The organism is Fibrobacter sp. (genome assembly GCF_045131395.1).
Classification (GTDB): Bacteria; Fibrobacterota; Fibrobacteria; order Fibrobacterales; family Fibrobacteraceae; genus Fibrobacter.
In genome coordinates, this window is record NZ_JBGUQY010000039.1 from 1 (window position 1) to 18,035 (window position 18,035).

Consider the following 18,035-nt stretch of genomic DNA (forward strand, 5'->3'; position numbering starts at 1 on the left):
CATCGACATGGCGTTCTCCTGGTCAGATAGAAGTTCTTCGTCCGCATTGTCCACACGGATGCGGTCAATAGCCTCTTCAATTATATCACTGCCAAAGTTTGGCAACTTGTCGCTGTCGGCGGCATGATTCAGCAGATACAGCCATGCATCCACGGGACCGGACACCTCTTCAGCGGACTTCTTGAAGTTTGGCAGACTAAAAAAAATATACCTATTTTTCGGGAAAATAGGTACTGCGGAACCGTTCTTGACTGCACTTAAGACCTGGGCAGCATCCATCATCATTACCGGCAAGGCGTCCGCGGCTGCGGCTCTCCTATGCGTGTGCAAGCACCCGCGCAGTCGAGCCTTGCACGCTTTTCTTTGACATAATAACTCCCAATGGGCTTTTGACGCTTACTCCCCAAAGGGGATAACTCAACTAGACCACTAAAGTGGTAAGTTTCGTATAGGCGTCCGCAACGTTGTTCGGTCATAGAATCAAACAAGTTTGATTCTGCGACACTCACTTAATGGGCTTTTGACGCCTGCGGCGTCCGCGGCGTCGTTCGGTCATGCCAAAACGCAAGCGTTTTGTCGCGACGCTCACTTAGCACGCTTTTCCCCAAAGCCCTGTTTTTTTGTTAAACTTTTTTGAATGATTAATTAAGGTTTAGTAATCCTGTACACAACGAATAGAAAGGCCATTAACCTTCTTTGTACCAGCAGTTCGATTAATTCGATCTTGAGTAATCAGAACAGTATTACCATATGACGCAGTCGAATCTCTCACTAGACTACCATCATAATCACCAGGAATCCAATGATCTGCGAACACATCAATATTCGCATATCTAATATATTTTTCTGGAGAATCAACCCATTGAGTTTGTAGCACTCCGGCAGGCAAAAGAGAAAATCCACGCTGATTGGAGCCCCACAAAACAGCGCCCAAATACGAAGCGCCATCTCTGGAGCCGCGACCTTTCATTACAGTAGCCCATTCTTCCTCATTCATCACATGCCATCCCTCAGGACAAATTCCCCGATGAATGACAAGACTAAGGTTATTTTGATACTCGGGAACCGGATTACTCATCAAGTCGTACTCCTCCGGACATTTGGCACTGCCCATGGCAAAGCTGTCACAGGCTGCCGGGAAATTCATCACCGTAGCCCAAGTATAAAGGCCACCGAAGCCGTTCTCGCAATACCAAGGGTCATCATCGTAGCAGAACTTGGTAGAATCGGTCATCTGGGTTCCCCCAGGAATCATCCTGCCATAGTTTAGATTTTGGGCAAAAAAAGTTATAGAATCTATTCCACGAAAACCATGTTCATAGCGAATTGTCTTGTACACCTGGCCGTCACGGGGGTCCGTAAATTCCCCGTAGCTGTAGTCATTCTCGCTTACAAAAAGACGGCTCATGTCGTAATACTTGCTACTAGAAGAAGGCGTTACAGAACTAGAAGACATCGGAATCCAGCGGCCATTCTCGCAGATAAATTCCTGTTGCAACTGAGGAATATACTGAGTCCACCCCTCATAATCACTCGAGCAAAGCGAATCCCGTAGCACATAGCCACTGGAACTAGAACGAGTATTATCTACACTCGACGAAGATGTATCCACACCATCTGAGCTACTGTTCTTACCGCTCACAGAACTAGAACTCTTCTGCGAATCATCTCCAGACTTTACAGACGAAGAAGACGTTTCCCTACCGACCGAAGAACTAGACCCTTCGACTTCGCTCAGGGTGACACTTGACGAGGATTGGCTTTCAGAGGCCGGGTCAGAAGAAGTTGACGAATCGTCACCACAACCGGCAACAAAGATCGCGAAAACAAGAGCTAATACAAGAGGCATGGACCCCCTCCTTGCCAGTCGAGGGTGACCTACAGCAATAACATTCTTCATAATCCCACCTAACCTTCATTTTTTTTTGCGAAATATAACAAACTCAACGAAAAAAGACATCCAAATTCTTTTGGATGCCTCAACACTCTATTTAGGATAAACGCAGAAGACTAGTCTTCTTTCTTTTGGAGACCGATATCGATCTGGCCGAACTTAGCTTCGTAAGCCTTCAGGGTTGCGGCGAGCATAATGGCCAAGCGCTTAGCCGTGTACGGGGTCATCACCACGCGTTCGGCAATGTCGACATTCACCTTGCCCTGATTCACGTTCCAAGCCTTGTTAAGGCCCAAAAGCATCATAATTTCTTCGCGGCCGCCCACCACGTTGGTCGCGTTCACATAAAGACTCTTCATATTGGAATCATTCCAAACCACTTCGGGCTGGGCAACGGATTCAGTCTTTTCGTTCGTATTTTCTGCCATATAGAAAACCTCCAATTGTTATTACTTTCCCAAAACGCGCTCGCAAATTTAACAAAAGCAATCCGCTTAAATTGTTACAAAAAACTTATACAAGGTGTAAAATTAAACATACGTTGTATTCATTTTTGCATCTTGACATTTTATATAAAGAATTCTAAAATTCGCCTCGTTTTGGGATATTGTGTTACTGGAGGTCCAATGAATAGAAAGGATTGGTTTATTGTTGTTGCCGCTTTCTTGGCAGCATCTTATTTTACGGCCTGTTCCGTAACAGATTCCGAAAACTCGGAATATTCCAAATGGACTTTCTCGGGCATGGTCATTGACGCATCGACAGGGCTCGCTCTCGAAGGTGCTCAAATCTCTTACCTCGACAACGACGGCGACATTGACACCACCGAAACCGACGAAAACGGCAACTTCTATATAAGCAACCTGCCATACGGTTCCAGGACCTTTACGTTCAACTATATCAGCGTCAACAAAAAAGATACCCTGTATTACACCCCAAAAGTTTTTGACGTCTCTAGCACAAACGAATCCAGCCACATGGAAGGCGTGGTCGCAAGTACCTCGGCTGTTATACGGTTAAGCCCGCTCAATGCAGCCGTCACAGGCGAACTCTACATCAGCGACCCAGGTTCTGGTAAAAAAATTCCGGTTTCAGGTCTTTCGCTGAGTCTTTCGCACATTGATTCCAGTTACATCAACATTTTCCCGAAAACGTTCTCTACCAAAACAGACTCCCTTGGCAAATTCACCTTTAAGAAATTGCCCGCCGACACGGGCCTTGTACTGAACGTAGCCGGCTACACTTACAAAAACATCCGTTACCAACTCTATAGCGTAGCACTCCCCAAACTTGCCGCAGGCGCTACGCGCGATCTCGGGCGCGCCTACCTTGTTCAAGACACTCTGATTCCGCAAACGAAAAAGATTGTAGCCTCGAACGTGATGGACAACAACTTCATTGGATACGGGAACATTTCTACCCTTGCAAAGCCTTACTACGTCTTCTCGCAAAAAATCCATTCCAGCAATCTCACGGTAGAAGTAACGGCAGACACAAACAAATTGTACGTGAAGCCCGTCGTTAAAGGCGATACGCTGTTCCTGGAACACGACACGGCCTTCCCTGCCGAAAAAAAGATCGTAGTCAGCATTGTCGCCTACGAAAAAAAGTCGAACGACCGCATTCAAATGACATTCAGCGGCGACTCCGCCTTCACGACTGACCGCGGACTATACGCAATCACCAGTAATGCATGGCCGACCAACAGCAAATTCAAGGCTACATTTGGAATCGAAGACACCATGTGGGTCAAGTTCTCCGAAGAACTCGACAAGAACACCGACCGCATTCAATGGAATTACTGTAGCGGTGTTCACAGAACCCTGTACGGCAACGGATTCTACGCTAATTCCAAGGCATGGGTCAAAAAAGACACCATGTTCGTACAAATGGACGAAAAGATTCTGCAAGACCGCCAACAGGGCGACAGCGCAGGCTTCAACATCACCATTTACGCCAAGAACGGCCTGTATGCCGAAAATTTTGAGTTGAGAACAGAACTCGTTGTACCACCCCAATCAAGCAGTTCTTCCGAGGCTTTATCATCTAGCAGCGCAGAATCTTCGAGCAGCAGCGCAGTCATTGAATCGTCAAGCAGCGAAGCCGTCTTTGAATCATCGAGCAGTTCGGCCATGGAATTGCCGAGCGAAGGCGATACGGCTAGTTCTTCGAGCAGCAGCGCCATCTAAACACCATTATCCAGGTTGATATTTTTGAAACTATTTTTCCTGACATTTTTCTTGTTTGCATTCGGGACAGCCGTTGCAGCCTCTTTTGACGGAGTCACGGAACCCATCGCCCAGGCAAAAATCGGTTTTACCGTCCCCGGAAAAATTGACCGCATTTGGGTGAAAGAAGGCGCATTCGTACACAAGGGCGACACCCTGATGAACCTTGTCAAGACCGAAGAAGAGATTCGCGTACACATGACAAAGATCATTGCCGACGATTATTCGGGCATCGCATCGTCCAAGGCGAAAATGGACACATACCTAAAAGACTATTACGCCATCAAAAAACTGTACGAAACCAGCAACTCGGTAAGCGAAGAAGAACTGTGGGAAAAACAGATGAACTTCGACATTTCTAGAGCCGACTGGAACGCCGCCAAAGTCAACAAGATCAAGGATTCATTGGAACACCGCATGGCCCGTGCCCAGCTCCAAAAGCAATACCTGATAGCCCCCTTTGACGGCGAAATCGTATCGATTTCCAAGAACACCAGCGAAAGCGTCGAAGCCTTAGAGCCGATTATCGAAATCGCCGATGTGCGAACCTGCCGCATGACAGCCTACATTATCGTGAACAAGGCCAGTTCACTCAAGATTGGCCAACAGGTAAACCTGCAACTCAATAGCGGCAAGGCTAAGAGCAAAAAGGGCAAAATCGAGTTTATTTCACCCGTGGTAGACAAGGCGAGCCTTTTGAGGACCGTCAAGGTGATATTCGACAATTCGGACAAGTCCGTAGAACCAGGCGTCACCGGGAAGATCCAGATTAAATAACCGATAATGATGGCAGCGCGTAAACAGGCTTATTTAAGGAGCATCGCTTATTTTGTATTGCTTTTCGCGATACAAGTGGTTTTTGCGCAAGAAGATTCGCTAGTCATCAACTTTAATGAAGCCCTCAAAATGGTCATCGGAAATAATTCCGATGTCCAGGAGGCTAAATACAACTGGATTGTACGTTCCGAATATGCCCAAGGCGCATACGGCAACTTCGAACCGCATCTAATCGGACGCGCGTTCAAGGAACGTGGCGAGAGCCCCAGCGCCCTGTTTACCGAGACTAAAGACGAATACAAGATTGGCGTGCAAGGCAAGTTGCCCACGGGTACCGAATATGATGTCGGCTTTAACCAGGCGACCTATACCCACAGCGACTACACCTCGGAACTTTACTTTGGCGCAGAACTCCGCCAGCACCTTTTGAAAGACGGTCCGCTGTATCTTTCGCCCACGAACGATTTACGCTCGGCAAAGTTCCAAAAAGAATACGCCTACCAGAAATACCGAGAAGCCTTAAGCGAAATTCTGGAAAAATTCTGCGATAGCTACTGGAACTATTACTATTCGCAACAAATGCTCCAGTTTTCAACCGAATCTGCAAAAGTTGCAGCCGATATAGTAAACGACGCCCAAAAGCGCGTAAAACACGGCTTGCTATCTCAGCTAGATTACCAAAAGACAATCGCCGAATTTTCAAATCGCGAAGCCGCTCGTTTAGAAGCCCTCGACAAGCTAAGAGCCGCAAGGCTTGATTTTTTGCTCATGCTTTCGTCCACCGAAATGTTGCAAGACGAGCGCCCCCTCGCCATTGCCCCAGACACCAAACTTGATTCCGGAAGGGTCCTTGACTCGCTTACATTCATCGATTCCATAAGCGCCATGCACCCGACATACCTTTCGCAAAATGCCGAACTGGACATCCGCGAAACCGAGCTGGACTTGCACAAGTCCAACTTCTTGCCCAAGGTGGACCTTGTTGGCAATTACGGGATCCGCAATAGAGACAACAATGCCCACGCCGCAGTAGCCGGGTTCAAGAGCAAGAATATCCGCCAGACAGTCCTTGCGGGCGGAATTGAAATAGATATTCCCCTGTTCGCAAACATTCACGAACGCCACCAGATTGCAGCAGAAAAGGCCAACGTGCGTTCAGCCAAAATCCGTCTTACGCTTATCCAGAGCAAGCTCTTCGAAGAATACAAGATGCTGAAAAAACGAGCTGTCGAACTGCGTGAACAATGGCAATTGAGCGAAGTCACCGTCAAATATCACGAAAAAGAACTGGAAGAAGAATTCAAGAAACTGGAACTTGGCAAAAGCAACTACCACCAGATTTTCGAGACAGAAGAAGATTTGCGCGAAGCAAAGCAACGCCACTTGGAAAGCATGCGGCTGCTTCGAGTTATTGATGTTAGGCTCGCTCGCGCTACAGGCAAAATTTTACTGCAGAATGACCTAGAATCTTGGAAAGAAGGGAAGCTCACCCTCCGCGAGGATCTGCTCCATGAATAAGAAGACCGTTTCGCTGGAACCTACCGAAATTATCAAGGCGATGCAGGGGGCTCTTCAGAGCTCGAACGCCAAGATAATGCAGATGACCAATGTTTTTGATACAGTCCAAAAGGTACTAGAAAAAGAAACATTCAAGGCAACGGCGATTACCCTCGCAAGCGAAATTGCCGACAGGCACCATGCCGAAAGGGTGAGCCTAGGTTGGCTCAAGCATGACTATATCGCCCTCAAGGCCATTAGCCATACCGACCGATTCGAAAAGAAGATGCAGATCGTGCGCGACCTCGAAGGTGCCATGGAAGAAGCCTACGAGCAAGATGCCGCTATCACCTACCCCGAAAAAGAGAACAGCCCCCTTTCAAACCGGGAACACAAGCGTTACAGCGAAACCCACAATGCAGGCAACCTGCTTTCGGTCCCCATCAGGCACGGCGACGAAGTGATTGGGATCATCACATGCGAACGCAAGGGGAAGATTTTCGACGACAACGAATCGACCCAGATTCATCTCGCCGCAAACCTCTGCAGTGCAAGGCTACTGGAACTTTACAGCAAAAGCCGTTGGTTCGGCGCCAGAATGGCACACAAAGCACGCAAAGTGCTAGGCAAGTTCCTAGGGCACGAACACACCTGGGCAAAGCTGATCGGTATTCTCGTTACCGCATTTATCCTTTTTGCAACGCTCGTTCCCATTGAATACAGGGTAAGCTCCCCTGCGATCTTGAAAACAGACAAAATAATTTATACGACAGCTCCATTTGACGGCTACATCGAAAGCGTAAGCGTAAAGCCAGGCGACATGGTGTACAAGGGTCAGGAACTTTTGCGACTCGACCAAAAGGAGCTTAAACTCGAAGAAGCCGACCTTATGGCCGTTGAGCAGGACAACCGCCGCGAAATTCAAAAAGCGCAAGCGAACAGGGAACTGGCCGAAATGCGCATTCAGCAGGCAAAACTTGCACAGACTCTGGCAAAGCTAAAGACAGTCCGCTACAAGCTTTCAAAATCAGTAATCAGCGTAACAGCCGACAGCGCCATAATCGTCGAAGGTGACCTGCAAAAACGTATCGGAGCCCCAGTCAGCCAAGGTTCCGAACTATTCCAGATGGCTACCATTGAAAACATCTATGTAGAATCCAGCGTTAGCGAACTGGAAATCAAGAATGTGAAACTCGGCGGCGAAGGCCTGCTCGCCATCAAGAGCCGCCCCGATTATGTTTACCGATTTAGAACGGAACGCATCAGCCCCACGGCCACCGTCAAGGATCAAGAAAACACCTTCGCTGTACGCGGAGAATTTGTAAAGCAGACTCCAGCGTGGTTCCGCCCTGGCATGACAGGCATTACCAAAATATTCTCCGAGAAAAAGACTCTCTGGTGGATTTTATCGCATCAGGCCATCGACTTTTTGCGCCTGAAGCTTTGGTGGTAAGGCAAAAAATTCTATCTTTGTGCTCACTATGAGCATTTCTATCCCTCAGTTGCCTAAGGGCACACGTGATTTTTACCCGGAAGCCCAGCGCATCCAGAATTACATTTTTGACACCTGGCGCAGCGTCGCCGAATCTTTTGCCTACGAAGAATACGAAGGCCCCATGTTTGAACACCTGGAGCTTTACACAGGCAAGTCCGGCGAAGAAATCGTTAGCCAGCTTTACAACTTTAAGGACAAGGGCGACCGCGAAATCGCACTCCGCCCCGAAATGACCCCCACGCTGGCCCGCCTGGTGATCCAAAAGGCCCGCGAACTCAAGAAGCCTTTCAAGTGGTTCAGCATGCCCCGCCTTTTCCGTTACGAAAAGGCACAGAAGGGTCGCCTTCGCGAATTCTTCCAGCTGAACATGGACATTATCGGCACCGAAAGCATCTACGCCGAAGCTGACCTGATGGCCGCTATCGCTACCATGCTCCGCAAGTTCGGCCTCAAAGATGGCGAATTTGCCATTGGCGTTTCTAGCCGCAAGCTTTTGGCCACCTACCTCGAAGAAATCGGCGCCCCGAATCCGGCGCTGGTTTACCCGGTGCTTGACCGCCGCTTAAAAATCGGCCCCGAAGCCTTCGCCAAGGCTCTCGCCGACGCAGGCCTCTCCGAAGACCAGGTGAAAAAACTGGACGACTTCATGAGCTGCAAGAGCATCGAAGAAGTCAAGACCAAGGTGCACAGCGAAAATGCAACGGCCGCCCTCGCCGAAATCGAAGACCTGTTCGCCACCCTCACCGCAGCAGGCTACGGCGAATGCGTGAACCTGGACCTTTCCATTGTTCGCGGCCTTGCCTACTACACCGGCATCGTGTTCGAAGTCTTTGACAAGGGTAAATCCATGCGCGCTATCGCTGGCGGTGGCCGTTACGACAGCCTCACCGAAAAGCTCGGCGGCGAACGCATTCCGGGCGTGGGCTTTGGCATGGGCGACGTGGTTCTCGCAGACCTCCTGGCCGAACACAACCTGCTCCCGAGCCCCAAGCAGAGCGTGGACTTCTACATCGCAAGCTTCGGCAACGACATGAAGAAGGTATTCGAAACCGCCCAGGTGTTCCGCGCAGACGGAAAGACGGTATCTCACCCGCTGGCCCCCATGAAGATGGGCAAGCAGCTGGATCAAGCAAACTATCAGGGCGCCAAGATTGTCGTCTACGTGGACGGATCCAAGGCTGCCGAAGGTGAATTCGAATACAAGGACATGCGCACCGGCGAAATGTTTGTCGGCAACGTCGCAGCGATTATTGCCCGCCTATGATGTCCCCTTTAAAAGTCCTCCTTTCTATCATTAGCCTTTTCGCGGTGCTGGGCTTGATCGCCCTCATCTACCCCAACGACGGGATTCATGTAGGCGACAGCACGCTCCGGTACCCGAAGCTCACCGAAATCTTCGAAAAGCAGGCCGTCGGCGATTCCCTCGAGGAATCCGGACAGGTCGACCCCGAAGAGGCTATCCGCGAAATGATGGAAGCCACCAGACGGCAGGAATTCGCCGCCTTCAGTGACTCCCTGAAGTTCTACGAGGACTTTTTCCAAAAGGGACGCACGCGATTCGATTTGCCCAACAACGACCCCACGTGGTTCGACCGATTCTTCTTGCACATGGAGCTTGCCTCCCTGGACAGCACCGTGGTGCACGTGGTCCACTACGGCGACTCCCAGCTTGAAGAAGACCGCATTTCGGCCACCATCCGCGAAGACTTGCAAGACGAATTCGGTGGCGCAGGCCCCGGCATGATGCCCGCCATCATGACCGTACCGTCCCAGACCACCAGTCATGCCAGCACGGGCGCACTCTCCCGCTACATCCTGTTTGGACCGAAAGACGAAGAAGCGGACCACAGCCGCTACGGCCCCTTGGCCCAGCTGGCCAAGCTGGAAGGCGAAGCCGCCATTACCATCCAGCGCCGCAAGGAACGCAAGGGACAGTTCCCCCACGTAGGCGGTTACAAGACTATCAAGCTCTTGACCAACAAGAACGCCCGCATCAAGGCCAAGCTCAACGTCAACCAGACCTTTGCAGAAGTGGTCGGCCAGAACGATGACGGCACCTCCAAGGAAAAGCGCACCACCAAGGTGGTAGACGCAGGCGAACCCACGGTCGATACCTACAACAAGCTGAAGGTCTTTACCTGGAAGCTGAAGGACACCACATCCGTCGCCAAGATGTACTTGTCCGGCAACGGCGAAATTTACGCCATTGCCGCCGACGGTGCTTATGGCGTGGCCGTTGACAACGTGGCCATGCGCGGTTCTTCGGGAACCATCTTCCACCGCATTGACACCGAACTCTTGGCAGAATCCTACAAGGCCATGAACGCCCGCCTGGTGATTATGGAATACGGCGGAAACCTGGTTCCCAGCATCAACTCCGGCAACATCGACTGGACCAAGAAAATCATCACCCGTCAGATTCAGGCCATTCAAAAGGCGAACCCCGATGCAGACATCCTGTTCATCGGCCCTGCCGACATGGCTCGCCAAAAGGACGGCCAATGGCAAACCTACGCTGGCCTGAACATGACCATCAAGGCTCTCCGCGAAGTTGCCCTCGAAAACGGTGCCGCTTACTGGGACATGCACCGCGTCATGGGCGGCAACGGAGCCATGATCAAGTGGGTCAACAAGGATCCGGCCCTGGGCTTCACGGACCACATCCACTTTACCCGCCGCGGCGCTGCCTACATGGGCGACCTGTTCTGCTCGGCACTGCGCATGCATTACGACTACTTCAAGTTCCGCGACCGCCACAACATTAGTGACGAAAAGCTGAAAGACATTCACAAGTGGAGCTCCGAAGAACAAGTCGAAAAAGAAAAGAACGCCCTGCCGGAGCGCACGTTCCTGAACGTCAAGAGAAGAACTAAGAAGGCAAAAGGAGGAGCTAAGAAATGAGATTTCTTACCGTAGCCTTGATTGCAGCTCTCACAACAAACCTTATTGCAAGCGAAGCGAAAAAGCTAACGGCAGCCCCAGGTGCCTACAACATCGACCTGACCCGCTACGATTTTATCGACACTTCGCTTAACGTAATTCAGTTCCCCAGAGGAAATGCGTCCTTCAACGCTTTCTACAACAAGCTGGACACCCTGGTGTTCGAAAACCGCGGACAGGTGCGCATCCTGCACGTGGGTGGTTCCCACCTGCAGGCCGACGTGATTTCGGGCCGCATCCGCGAACACTTTATCAAGGAATATCCGGGCGCCTCTGCAGGCCGCGGCTTCGTGTTCCCCTACTCCGCCGCCCGCACCAACACGCCCGCCAGCTACGCCAGCGCCTACAAGGGCATCTGGGACATGAACAAGAACGTGCAGCGCGAAATCAAGAAGCCCCTGGGCCTGCTTGGTATCGCCGTCAGCACCAGCGACCCCCGCTCCGAAATCACCCTCCTTTTAGACAAGTACAATTCTGAACCTATCTGGGGCGAAACCAAGCTCAGGCTGTTCGGTTACAGCGACAACAACGATGTGGTACCCGTACTGCGTGTAGATTCCACCGACATCTACGGCAAGCTGGACACGGCAAGCCAGAGCTACGTCTTTACGAGCCCCCGCCCCATCGATACCATCCAGATCGCATTCCGCTGGATGGATTCCCTGCAGCAGGCCACCATCGCCCAGTTCATTACGGACTCCCTGATCCAGGACTCCATCGCCAGGGCCAAGGAAGACTCCCTGAAAAAGGCCAACGGCGACACCGCCCAGAACAAGAAGGAACCCGAACCGCCCGCCAAGATTCCCAACAACGTGGCCCTGCCCGAAGTAGCCAGGGATTCCATGTTCCAGGGTGAATGCGATGTCTTGGACACCGCCTGCCTCGCCCGCGAAGAAGCCCGTGCCAAGGGCCCCCGCCGCTGTGCCGACATGGTAAACAAGCCGGCTGTCAACTACGCCGAAGGCGAGCTGGATTCCACCAACTACGCCAACGAGCACTGCATTACCGAAGCGGAAGTCGTTCCCGATTCTGCAAAGAAGAACGCCCGCCCCCGTTTTACGCTTACGGGTATTTTGACCGAAACCAACAACCCGGGCATTACCTATACCGGCGTGGGCATCAACGGCGCCAAGGTTCACGACTACTTTGAAGAAGTCTGCCCCCGTTTCGAAAAGGAACTGGCCTACTACAAGCCGGACCTGGTGATTTTCGCCATCGGCATCAACGACGCCAACGTGGAACGCTTTAACGACAAGCAGTTCCGCGAAGACTACGACAAGCTGATTACCCGTATCAAGAAGGTGAACCCCAACGCCGCCATTATTTTCGAGACCAACAACGACATGTACCGCAAGGTCAAGAAAAAACGCTACGTGCAACACCCCAACGGCGACGTGGCCCGCAAGGCATTCTTCGCCCTGGCCGAAAAGCATAAGGCCGGCGTATGGGACAAGTTCAGCATCATGGGGGGATTAGGCTCCATGGCCAAATGGGAAAAGGCCGACCTGGCCAAGGCGGACAAGGTCCACTTTAAATTGGCTGGTTACAACCTCCTTGGCGACCTGTTCTACAAGGCAATCATCAAGACATATCAAGAGCATATAGCCAATTTGCCTGCACAGACTAAAAGTGAAGTCAAATAAATAGATGACAATGCTATGCTAGATTATTTAATACCTTTTTTAACAAGAACCTTTGCTTTCGATGCGAACAGTCCCCTGCTGTTTACGCAGTTCTATTTCTGGGGATTCTTCGCCGTAGTCTTTGCATTCCTGACCCTCATCAAGAACCGCATCGCTCTCCGCAACGCGTTCCTGTTTGCGACCAGCTTGTTCTTCTACTACAAGACCAGCGGCAGCTACGTGTGCATCCTGATTTTCTGCGTCATCGCGAACTTCTTTATCGGCAAGTGGATCGAAAAAGCCGAAATCCAGTGGAAAAAGAAATTCCTGATGATTATCGTAGTCATCATCGACCTTCTGGTTCTTTGCTACTACAAGTATTCCTACTTCTTCTTGGACGCCCTCTACGACTTTACCGGCATCGAGCTGCACGTTTACAACTTCTTCGCGGCGGCCAGCAACAAGATGTTCGGCACCCATTCTCTGGTAGATACGATTATTTTGCCGGTGGGCATTTCCTTCTTTACCTTCCAGGCCATGAGCTACTGCATCGATATTTACCGCGGTAAGATTTCGGCCGTCAAGAACATCCTGGATTTCGGTTTCTACCTGTCCTTCTTCCCCCAGCTGGTGGCGGGCCCCATTGTGCGTGCCGACAAGTTCGTGCCCCAGCTGTACAAGAAATTCTTCTTGCCCCGCCGTACCTTCGGCATTGCCGTCTTCTGGATTTTGAACGGCCTGGCCAAGAAAATCATCTTGAGCGACTACCTGGCCACCAACTTCGTGGACCGCGTCTTTGACACTCCCCTGCTGTTTACCGGCCTCGAAAACCTGATTGCCCTGTTCGCCTACTCCCTGCAGGTGTACGCCGACTTCTCGGGCTATACCGACATCGCCATCGGCGTTGCCCTCCTCATGGGTTTCCGCCTGCCGCAAAACTTCAACAGCCCCTACAAGGCCCTCAGCCCCACGGAATTCTGGCGTCGCTGGCACATCAGCCTTTCCAGCTGGTGGCGCGACTACCTGTACATCCCGCTGGGCGGTAACCGAGGAGCCTCCGTCGGAACGTTCTTCTGGATGGGCTTCTTGAGCCTGGTGGCCATCATGCTCTCCGGCAGCGTCTGGGTGGGCATTGCTCTCGGCCTGTTCTTCCTCTACATTGCCATTTACGCTTACTTCAAGCCCGATTCCCGCAAGTTCATTACCACCAACATGAACGCCATGTCCACGCAGATTGTGGGCGGCTGGTGGCACGGTGCCAGCTGGAACTTCATCATCTGGGGCGGCTTAAACGGCTTTGGCCAGGTGTTCAACAAGATCTGGGTCAAGCGCAGCGTTACCTTCCGCGCCATCGCCTCCTTTGTGCTCTTTGCCTCTAGCGCCATCATCTTTAAGCAGAGCCACATCGCCATTTTCGCCATCACGGCGGCCTATTTCGGCATCCTGTTCGTGGGTATTTACTCGGTGCTGATTTTCCGCCTGTTCAGCGACAAGTACATCCACGGCATTTACGTGGCCTGGAACGTGTCCCTGACCTTCATATTCATCACCTTTACCCGCTTGTTCTTCCGCGCCGGTTCTAACCTGGATCCGGCCGAAGCCAACGAAGTGGCCTGGAACACCGCCAAGAACATGGTGCAGCAGATGGGTACCGCCTGGAAATGGGATACCATCGGCACAATCGCCTGGGAACACATCAATATCATCCTGGTGTTTATCGCGGGCATGCTCATCCACTGGATTCCCAAGAAGATCAAGAGCCGTTACCGCATCGCCTTCGCCTCTCAGCCCATTCCGCTGATGGTGGCAAGCACGGCATTCATCATCTTCGTGATATACCAGTTCATGAGCGCAGACAGCTGCCCCTTCATCTACTTCCAGTTCTAGCGGAAGATCAAAACTAAATCAAATTAATGGGCTGCTTGCGAAACAAGCAAAGCAAGGTATCCGACGTAAACCGCCAAAAGGATTCCGCCGGCAATACGGTTTAAACGACCGTCGCCCTTGCGCCTAAAGCCAAGAATAATCAAGGCCACGGTCAGGGCGGTCATAAGCGGCATATCGCGGGTAGTCACCACGCTCTCGATTTCGTCCATAGGCGAAATGGTGGCAGCCAGGCCCACTACAGCCAGCGTATTGAAAAGGTTAGACCCGATAATGTTTCCGAGGGCCAGGTCGTTTTCGCCCTTGCGGGCTGCGGCAATGGAACTGGCCAGTTCCGGCAAAGAGGTTCCGATAGCCACAATGGTAAGGCCGATCAAAAGATCGCTCACCCCAAGGGTGCGGGCAATTTCCACAGCACCCCAGACCAGCGCACGGGAGCTAGCCACAAGCAAAAAAAGACCCAAGACCAGCCACATAATGGACTTGCCCAGGGATTTCTTTTCACTGGAGGGTTCATCGGCAGAATTTTCGGCATGGGCCTTGCGCAATTCGCGCCAAATGCTGTAACCCATCACCACCGCAAAGACCACCAGCAAAAGCACGCCATTCCAGCGAACCACGCTGCCGTCCCACACGAGCACAATAGAAAGAATAGATACCGCGATCAGGATCGGCAAGTCTCCGCGAATTACCGAACGCTGCATGAGTATGGGCGAAATCAAGGCTGTCGCTCCCAGAATCAAGGCGATATTCGCAATATTGCTACCGTAAGCGTTACCTAGGGCAAGCTCAGGGTTTCCTTGGGAAGCCGATATAGCAGAAACCGTAAGCTCCGGAGCAGAGGTTCCAAAGCCTACGATAACCATACCGATCAGAAGTGTAGACATGCCGCAAAATTCGGCAATACCTACGGCTCCGTCCACGAATTTATCAGCACTCCAGACGAGAACCGCAAGGCCAAGAATTACAGCGACAATGGCAAGAATCATATCTTAGAACGGGTAGACAGAAATTCCGATGTTGAAGGATGAGGCATCCAGATTCAGGTTCATGTTCTTCATGTGACCGTCATACAAGTCGGACATACCCAGGTTGGCAGAGATGTCGAGAGAAATGTACTGGTTCGCCATGACCGAGAATCCAAAGACAAAGGCCCAATCCAGGTTGTTTCGATAATCGTCCATCATGTCGATCTTATCCGTATGCTTGGATTCCTTTGCATCGGTATAAGAGATACGGAGCTTGTCGTATACAGGAATGGACATTTCGGCACCGAGGTCGAAGAAGATTCTCGAAGTGGCAGCCTTGAAGGTGAAGAGCACCGGAATATCAATTTTTTTCTGGCTGAACTTGTAGCTAGTCGGCACCTTGTTGACATAGTAAGATTCGCTGGCGCGGCTCTGTTCGTAAAGGACACCGAGCTTGATACCCATGGTGTAGGCATTCAACGGAATGATGGACATGATACCGGCCTTCCAGTTCATGCCGTTGTACTGGTCACTATCCCAGTCGTTACCGGCGAGCTGGTAGGCACCAACAGAGGCGTGGGCACCGACTTTAAAGCTCATGGGGTAAAGGCCCCTGAGATCATCCATCGTGACCGTGTCCTTGCCTTCACGTTCGGCAACATAAACGGTACGGACAGGAACTCCGTCCTGGCCAGTATAAACGGTTTCGTAATATACGGTATTGCGAGCATCGCGGAAACGCTGGGCGGCTTCGGAAGAGGGGCCCACATCTTCGTTACCGGCACCGCGCACAGCCTTCGGGGCTACGACAACGGCAGGTTCTGCGACAGGTTCTTCTGCGGGAGCGGCAGGAGCTTCAGCAACGGCTGCGGGAGCTTCGGCGGCAACAGGGGCGGCAGCCTGTTCGGTTGCAGCGGGAGCGGCTGCAGGAGCAGCAGCGTCTGCACCACGGACAGCAGCAGGAGCGGCAGCTTCCACCGGAGCGGCAGCTGCGGGAGCAGCGGTAGCGGCGTCCTGAGCAAAGGTAAATGCCGAAAGGGCAAGAACACTAAGAATTCCAGTAATTTTACGATTCATTTGAACCTCCATTTTTCACACTTTATTATAGCATTTTTTCTTTTAAAATTGCAAAAAGAAAGGCAAAAAAAGCGACTAGACGGCAAATTACGCGGATAGAACCGCCCTCGCCCCCAGTTTTACTAAATTTAGGGCATGAATCTGAATATCGTTTCCTCTGAAAATCTCAAGAACACTGATGACAAGGCTTACGCCCTTTTCTTTGTCAAGCAGTCCATTCAATTTTCCAGGGTTCTCTCTGACGCGGGCATCGCCCAGGCTGAATCCGTTCTGAAGGGCATGAACGACGGCCCCTTCGAAGACCTGGAATACCTCGAAATCGACGGCTGCAACACCATTTTTGTAGATGCCGCCAAGGAACGCGGCCTTTCGGCCCTGGACCACCTGCGTATGGCCGCCTATCGCCTGGCCAAGCGCGCCATGAAAAAGCAGATTTCCACCGTGAGCCTGTTCCTCGCCGACGCAGCCGAAGAACAGTTCAAGGCCATTGCCCACGGTCTTTACTACGCCAACTACAAGTTCGACGCCTACAAGAGCAAGCAGAAAGAAAACTTCCAGGTGACCTACGAAATTGTCGCCGGCGAACACGTCAAGGAATTCAAGAAGATTGCCGAAGACGTGGCCGTGGAACAGAAGGCTATTACGCTTGCCAAGAACTTGATCAACACTTGCGCGGCCGACCTCTACCCCGCCGAATTCGTGGAACGAGCAAAGACGGTCGCCAAGTATACCGAAGGCCTCTCCATCAAGGTCCGCAACATGAAGCAGCTGGAAAAGGAAGGCTTCATGGGCCATGTAACGGTCGGCAAGGGCAGTTCCCACGAACCACACATGATCACCCTTGAATACAAGCCCGCCAAGCGCACTTCCAAGGACCACCTGGTCATTGTCGGCAAGGGCCTCACTTTTGATACGGGCGGCCTCTGCCTGAAACCGCCTAAATCCATGCCCGAAATGATCAGCGACATGAGTGGCGCAGCGACCGCGCTCGCCGCCATCCAGGCCATAGCAACACTCAAGCTCCCGATTCACGTGAGCGCCGTCTGCTGCCTCGCCGAAAATGCAATCGGAAACAAGTCCGTGCTGCCGGGCGACATCTTTACCGCCAAGAACGGCAAGACCGTCATGGTGGACAACACCGACGCCGAAGGCCGTCTGGTCCTCTCCGACGGACTTGCCGAAGCAGGCCTCATCGGTGCCACCCACATCGTGGACCTCGCCACCCTTACAGGCGCCATGGTCCGCGCCCTCGGTTACGCAGTCACCGGATTCTTCAGCAACGATGACGACCTGGGCCTGAAGGTGATCAACTGCGGCGAAGCCTGCTGCGAAAAGTTCTGGAGCATGCCGCTAGAAGAAGAATACGCCGACGCCCTCAAGGACAAGTTTGCCGACTTGAAGAATACGGGAAGCGACGCAGGAGCCATTTCTGCCGCCCTCTTCTTGCAGGAATTCGTGCCCGAAAACACCGCCTGGAGCCACTGGGATATTGCAGGCACGGCCTTTGTCGACAAGAAGTGGAAGTACACCGAATACGGCGCTACCGGATTTGGCGTGCAGACGCTGATTGAACTCGCCCGCGAAATGTCTAACAACGAATAAGCAAGCCCTGTACATTTAAACAACGAAAAACGACCGGGAAAATCCCGGTCG

General features: G+C 51.9%; 13 protein-coding genes and 1 pseudogene. 9 read left to right on the plus strand and 5 right to left on the minus strand.

The genetic code is table 11. The features are described from left to right. From ACJMNB_RS09575 to ACJMNB_RS09585, 3 genes and pseudogenes are all read right to left on the minus strand, one after another. A pseudogene (locus ACJMNB_RS09575) lies at window positions 1-330 on the minus strand (hypothetical protein); the annotation flags it as partial. Window positions 331-652: 322 nt separating this feature from the next. Then, complete coding sequence (locus ACJMNB_RS09580) at window positions 653-1,849, minus strand: FISUMP domain-containing protein (RefSeq protein WP_405341848.1); 1,197 nt, start codon at window positions 1,847-1,849, stop codon at window positions 653-655. Between the two features lie 161 nt (window positions 1,850-2,010). Further along, complete coding sequence (locus ACJMNB_RS09585) at window positions 2,011-2,322, minus strand: DUF3467 domain-containing protein (RefSeq protein ID WP_405341850.1); 312 nt, start codon at window positions 2,320-2,322, stop codon at window positions 2,011-2,013. A 198-nt stretch (window positions 2,323-2,520) separates the two neighbouring features. On the opposite strand from ACJMNB_RS09585, the gene ACJMNB_RS09590 reads away from it, so the two are divergent. The 8 genes from ACJMNB_RS09590 to ACJMNB_RS09625 are packed head-to-tail and all read left to right on the plus strand — an operon-like array spanning window position 2,521 to window position 14,340. Beyond that, a complete protein-coding gene (locus ACJMNB_RS09590) occupies window positions 2,521-4,083 on the plus strand; it encodes a carboxypeptidase regulatory-like domain-containing protein (protein WP_405341852.1) in 1,563 nt (520 codons plus the stop codon). A 24-nt stretch (window positions 4,084-4,107) separates the two neighbouring features. Continuing rightward, the gene (locus tag ACJMNB_RS09595) at window positions 4,108-4,899 is read left to right on the plus strand and encodes an efflux RND transporter periplasmic adaptor subunit (protein ID WP_405341854.1); all 792 of its coding nucleotides are present in this window, start codon (window positions 4,108-4,110) and stop codon (window positions 4,897-4,899) included. Window positions 4,900-4,905: 6 nt separating this feature from the next. Beyond that, a complete protein-coding gene (locus ACJMNB_RS09600) occupies window positions 4,906-6,417 on the plus strand; it encodes a TolC family protein (RefSeq protein WP_405341856.1) in 1,512 nt (503 codons plus the stop codon). Next, entirely contained in the window at window positions 6,410-7,849 is a 1,440-nt protein-coding gene (locus ACJMNB_RS09605; protein ID WP_405341858.1) for an efflux RND transporter periplasmic adaptor subunit, read from the plus strand. Before ACJMNB_RS09600 ends, ACJMNB_RS09605 begins: the two co-directional genes overlap by 8 nt. Before the next feature lie 28 nt (window positions 7,850-7,877). Continuing rightward, window positions 7,878-9,155, plus strand: a complete 1,278-nt coding sequence (gene hisS, locus ACJMNB_RS09610) for a histidine--tRNA ligase (RefSeq protein WP_405341860.1) — start codon at window positions 7,878-7,880, stop codon at window positions 9,153-9,155. Next, the gene (locus ACJMNB_RS09615; protein ID WP_405341862.1) at window positions 9,152-10,792 is read left to right on the plus strand and encodes a GDSL-type esterase/lipase family protein; all 1,641 of its coding nucleotides are present in this window, start codon (window positions 9,152-9,154) and stop codon (window positions 10,790-10,792) included. The genes hisS and ACJMNB_RS09615 overlap by 4 nt, the downstream gene beginning before the upstream one ends. Then, window positions 10,789-12,474 carry a GDSL-type esterase/lipase family protein gene (locus ACJMNB_RS09620; protein WP_405341864.1) on the plus strand — a complete coding sequence of 562 codons (1,686 nt, stop codon included), beginning with the start codon at window positions 10,789-10,791 and terminating at the stop codon, window positions 12,472-12,474. Before ACJMNB_RS09615 ends, ACJMNB_RS09620 begins: the two co-directional genes overlap by 4 nt. 15 nt (window positions 12,475-12,489) lie before the next feature. Next, window positions 12,490-14,340, plus strand: coding sequence for an MBOAT family O-acyltransferase (locus tag ACJMNB_RS09625; protein ID WP_405341866.1), 1,851 nt, complete (start codon window positions 12,490-12,492; stop codon window positions 14,338-14,340). A 23-nt stretch (window positions 14,341-14,363) separates the two neighbouring features. Here ACJMNB_RS09625 and ACJMNB_RS09630 read toward each other — a convergent pair whose 3' ends face one another. Further along, the gene (locus tag ACJMNB_RS09630; protein WP_405341868.1) at window positions 14,364-15,326 is read right to left on the minus strand and encodes a calcium/sodium antiporter; all 963 of its coding nucleotides are present in this window, start codon (window positions 15,324-15,326) and stop codon (window positions 14,364-14,366) included. Between the two features lie 3 nt (window positions 15,327-15,329). Continuing rightward, window positions 15,330-16,382 carry an outer membrane beta-barrel protein gene (locus ACJMNB_RS09635; protein ID WP_405341870.1) on the minus strand — a complete coding sequence of 351 codons (1,053 nt, stop codon included), beginning with the start codon at window positions 16,380-16,382 and terminating at the stop codon, window positions 15,330-15,332. Window positions 16,383-16,517: 135 nt separating this feature from the next. Here ACJMNB_RS09635 and ACJMNB_RS09640 point away from each other — a divergent pair, with 135 nt between their 5' ends. After that, window positions 16,518-17,984, plus strand: a complete 1,467-nt coding sequence (locus ACJMNB_RS09640) for a leucyl aminopeptidase family protein (RefSeq protein ID WP_405341872.1) — start codon at window positions 16,518-16,520, stop codon at window positions 17,982-17,984. Window positions 17,985-18,035: the final 51 nt, after the last annotated feature.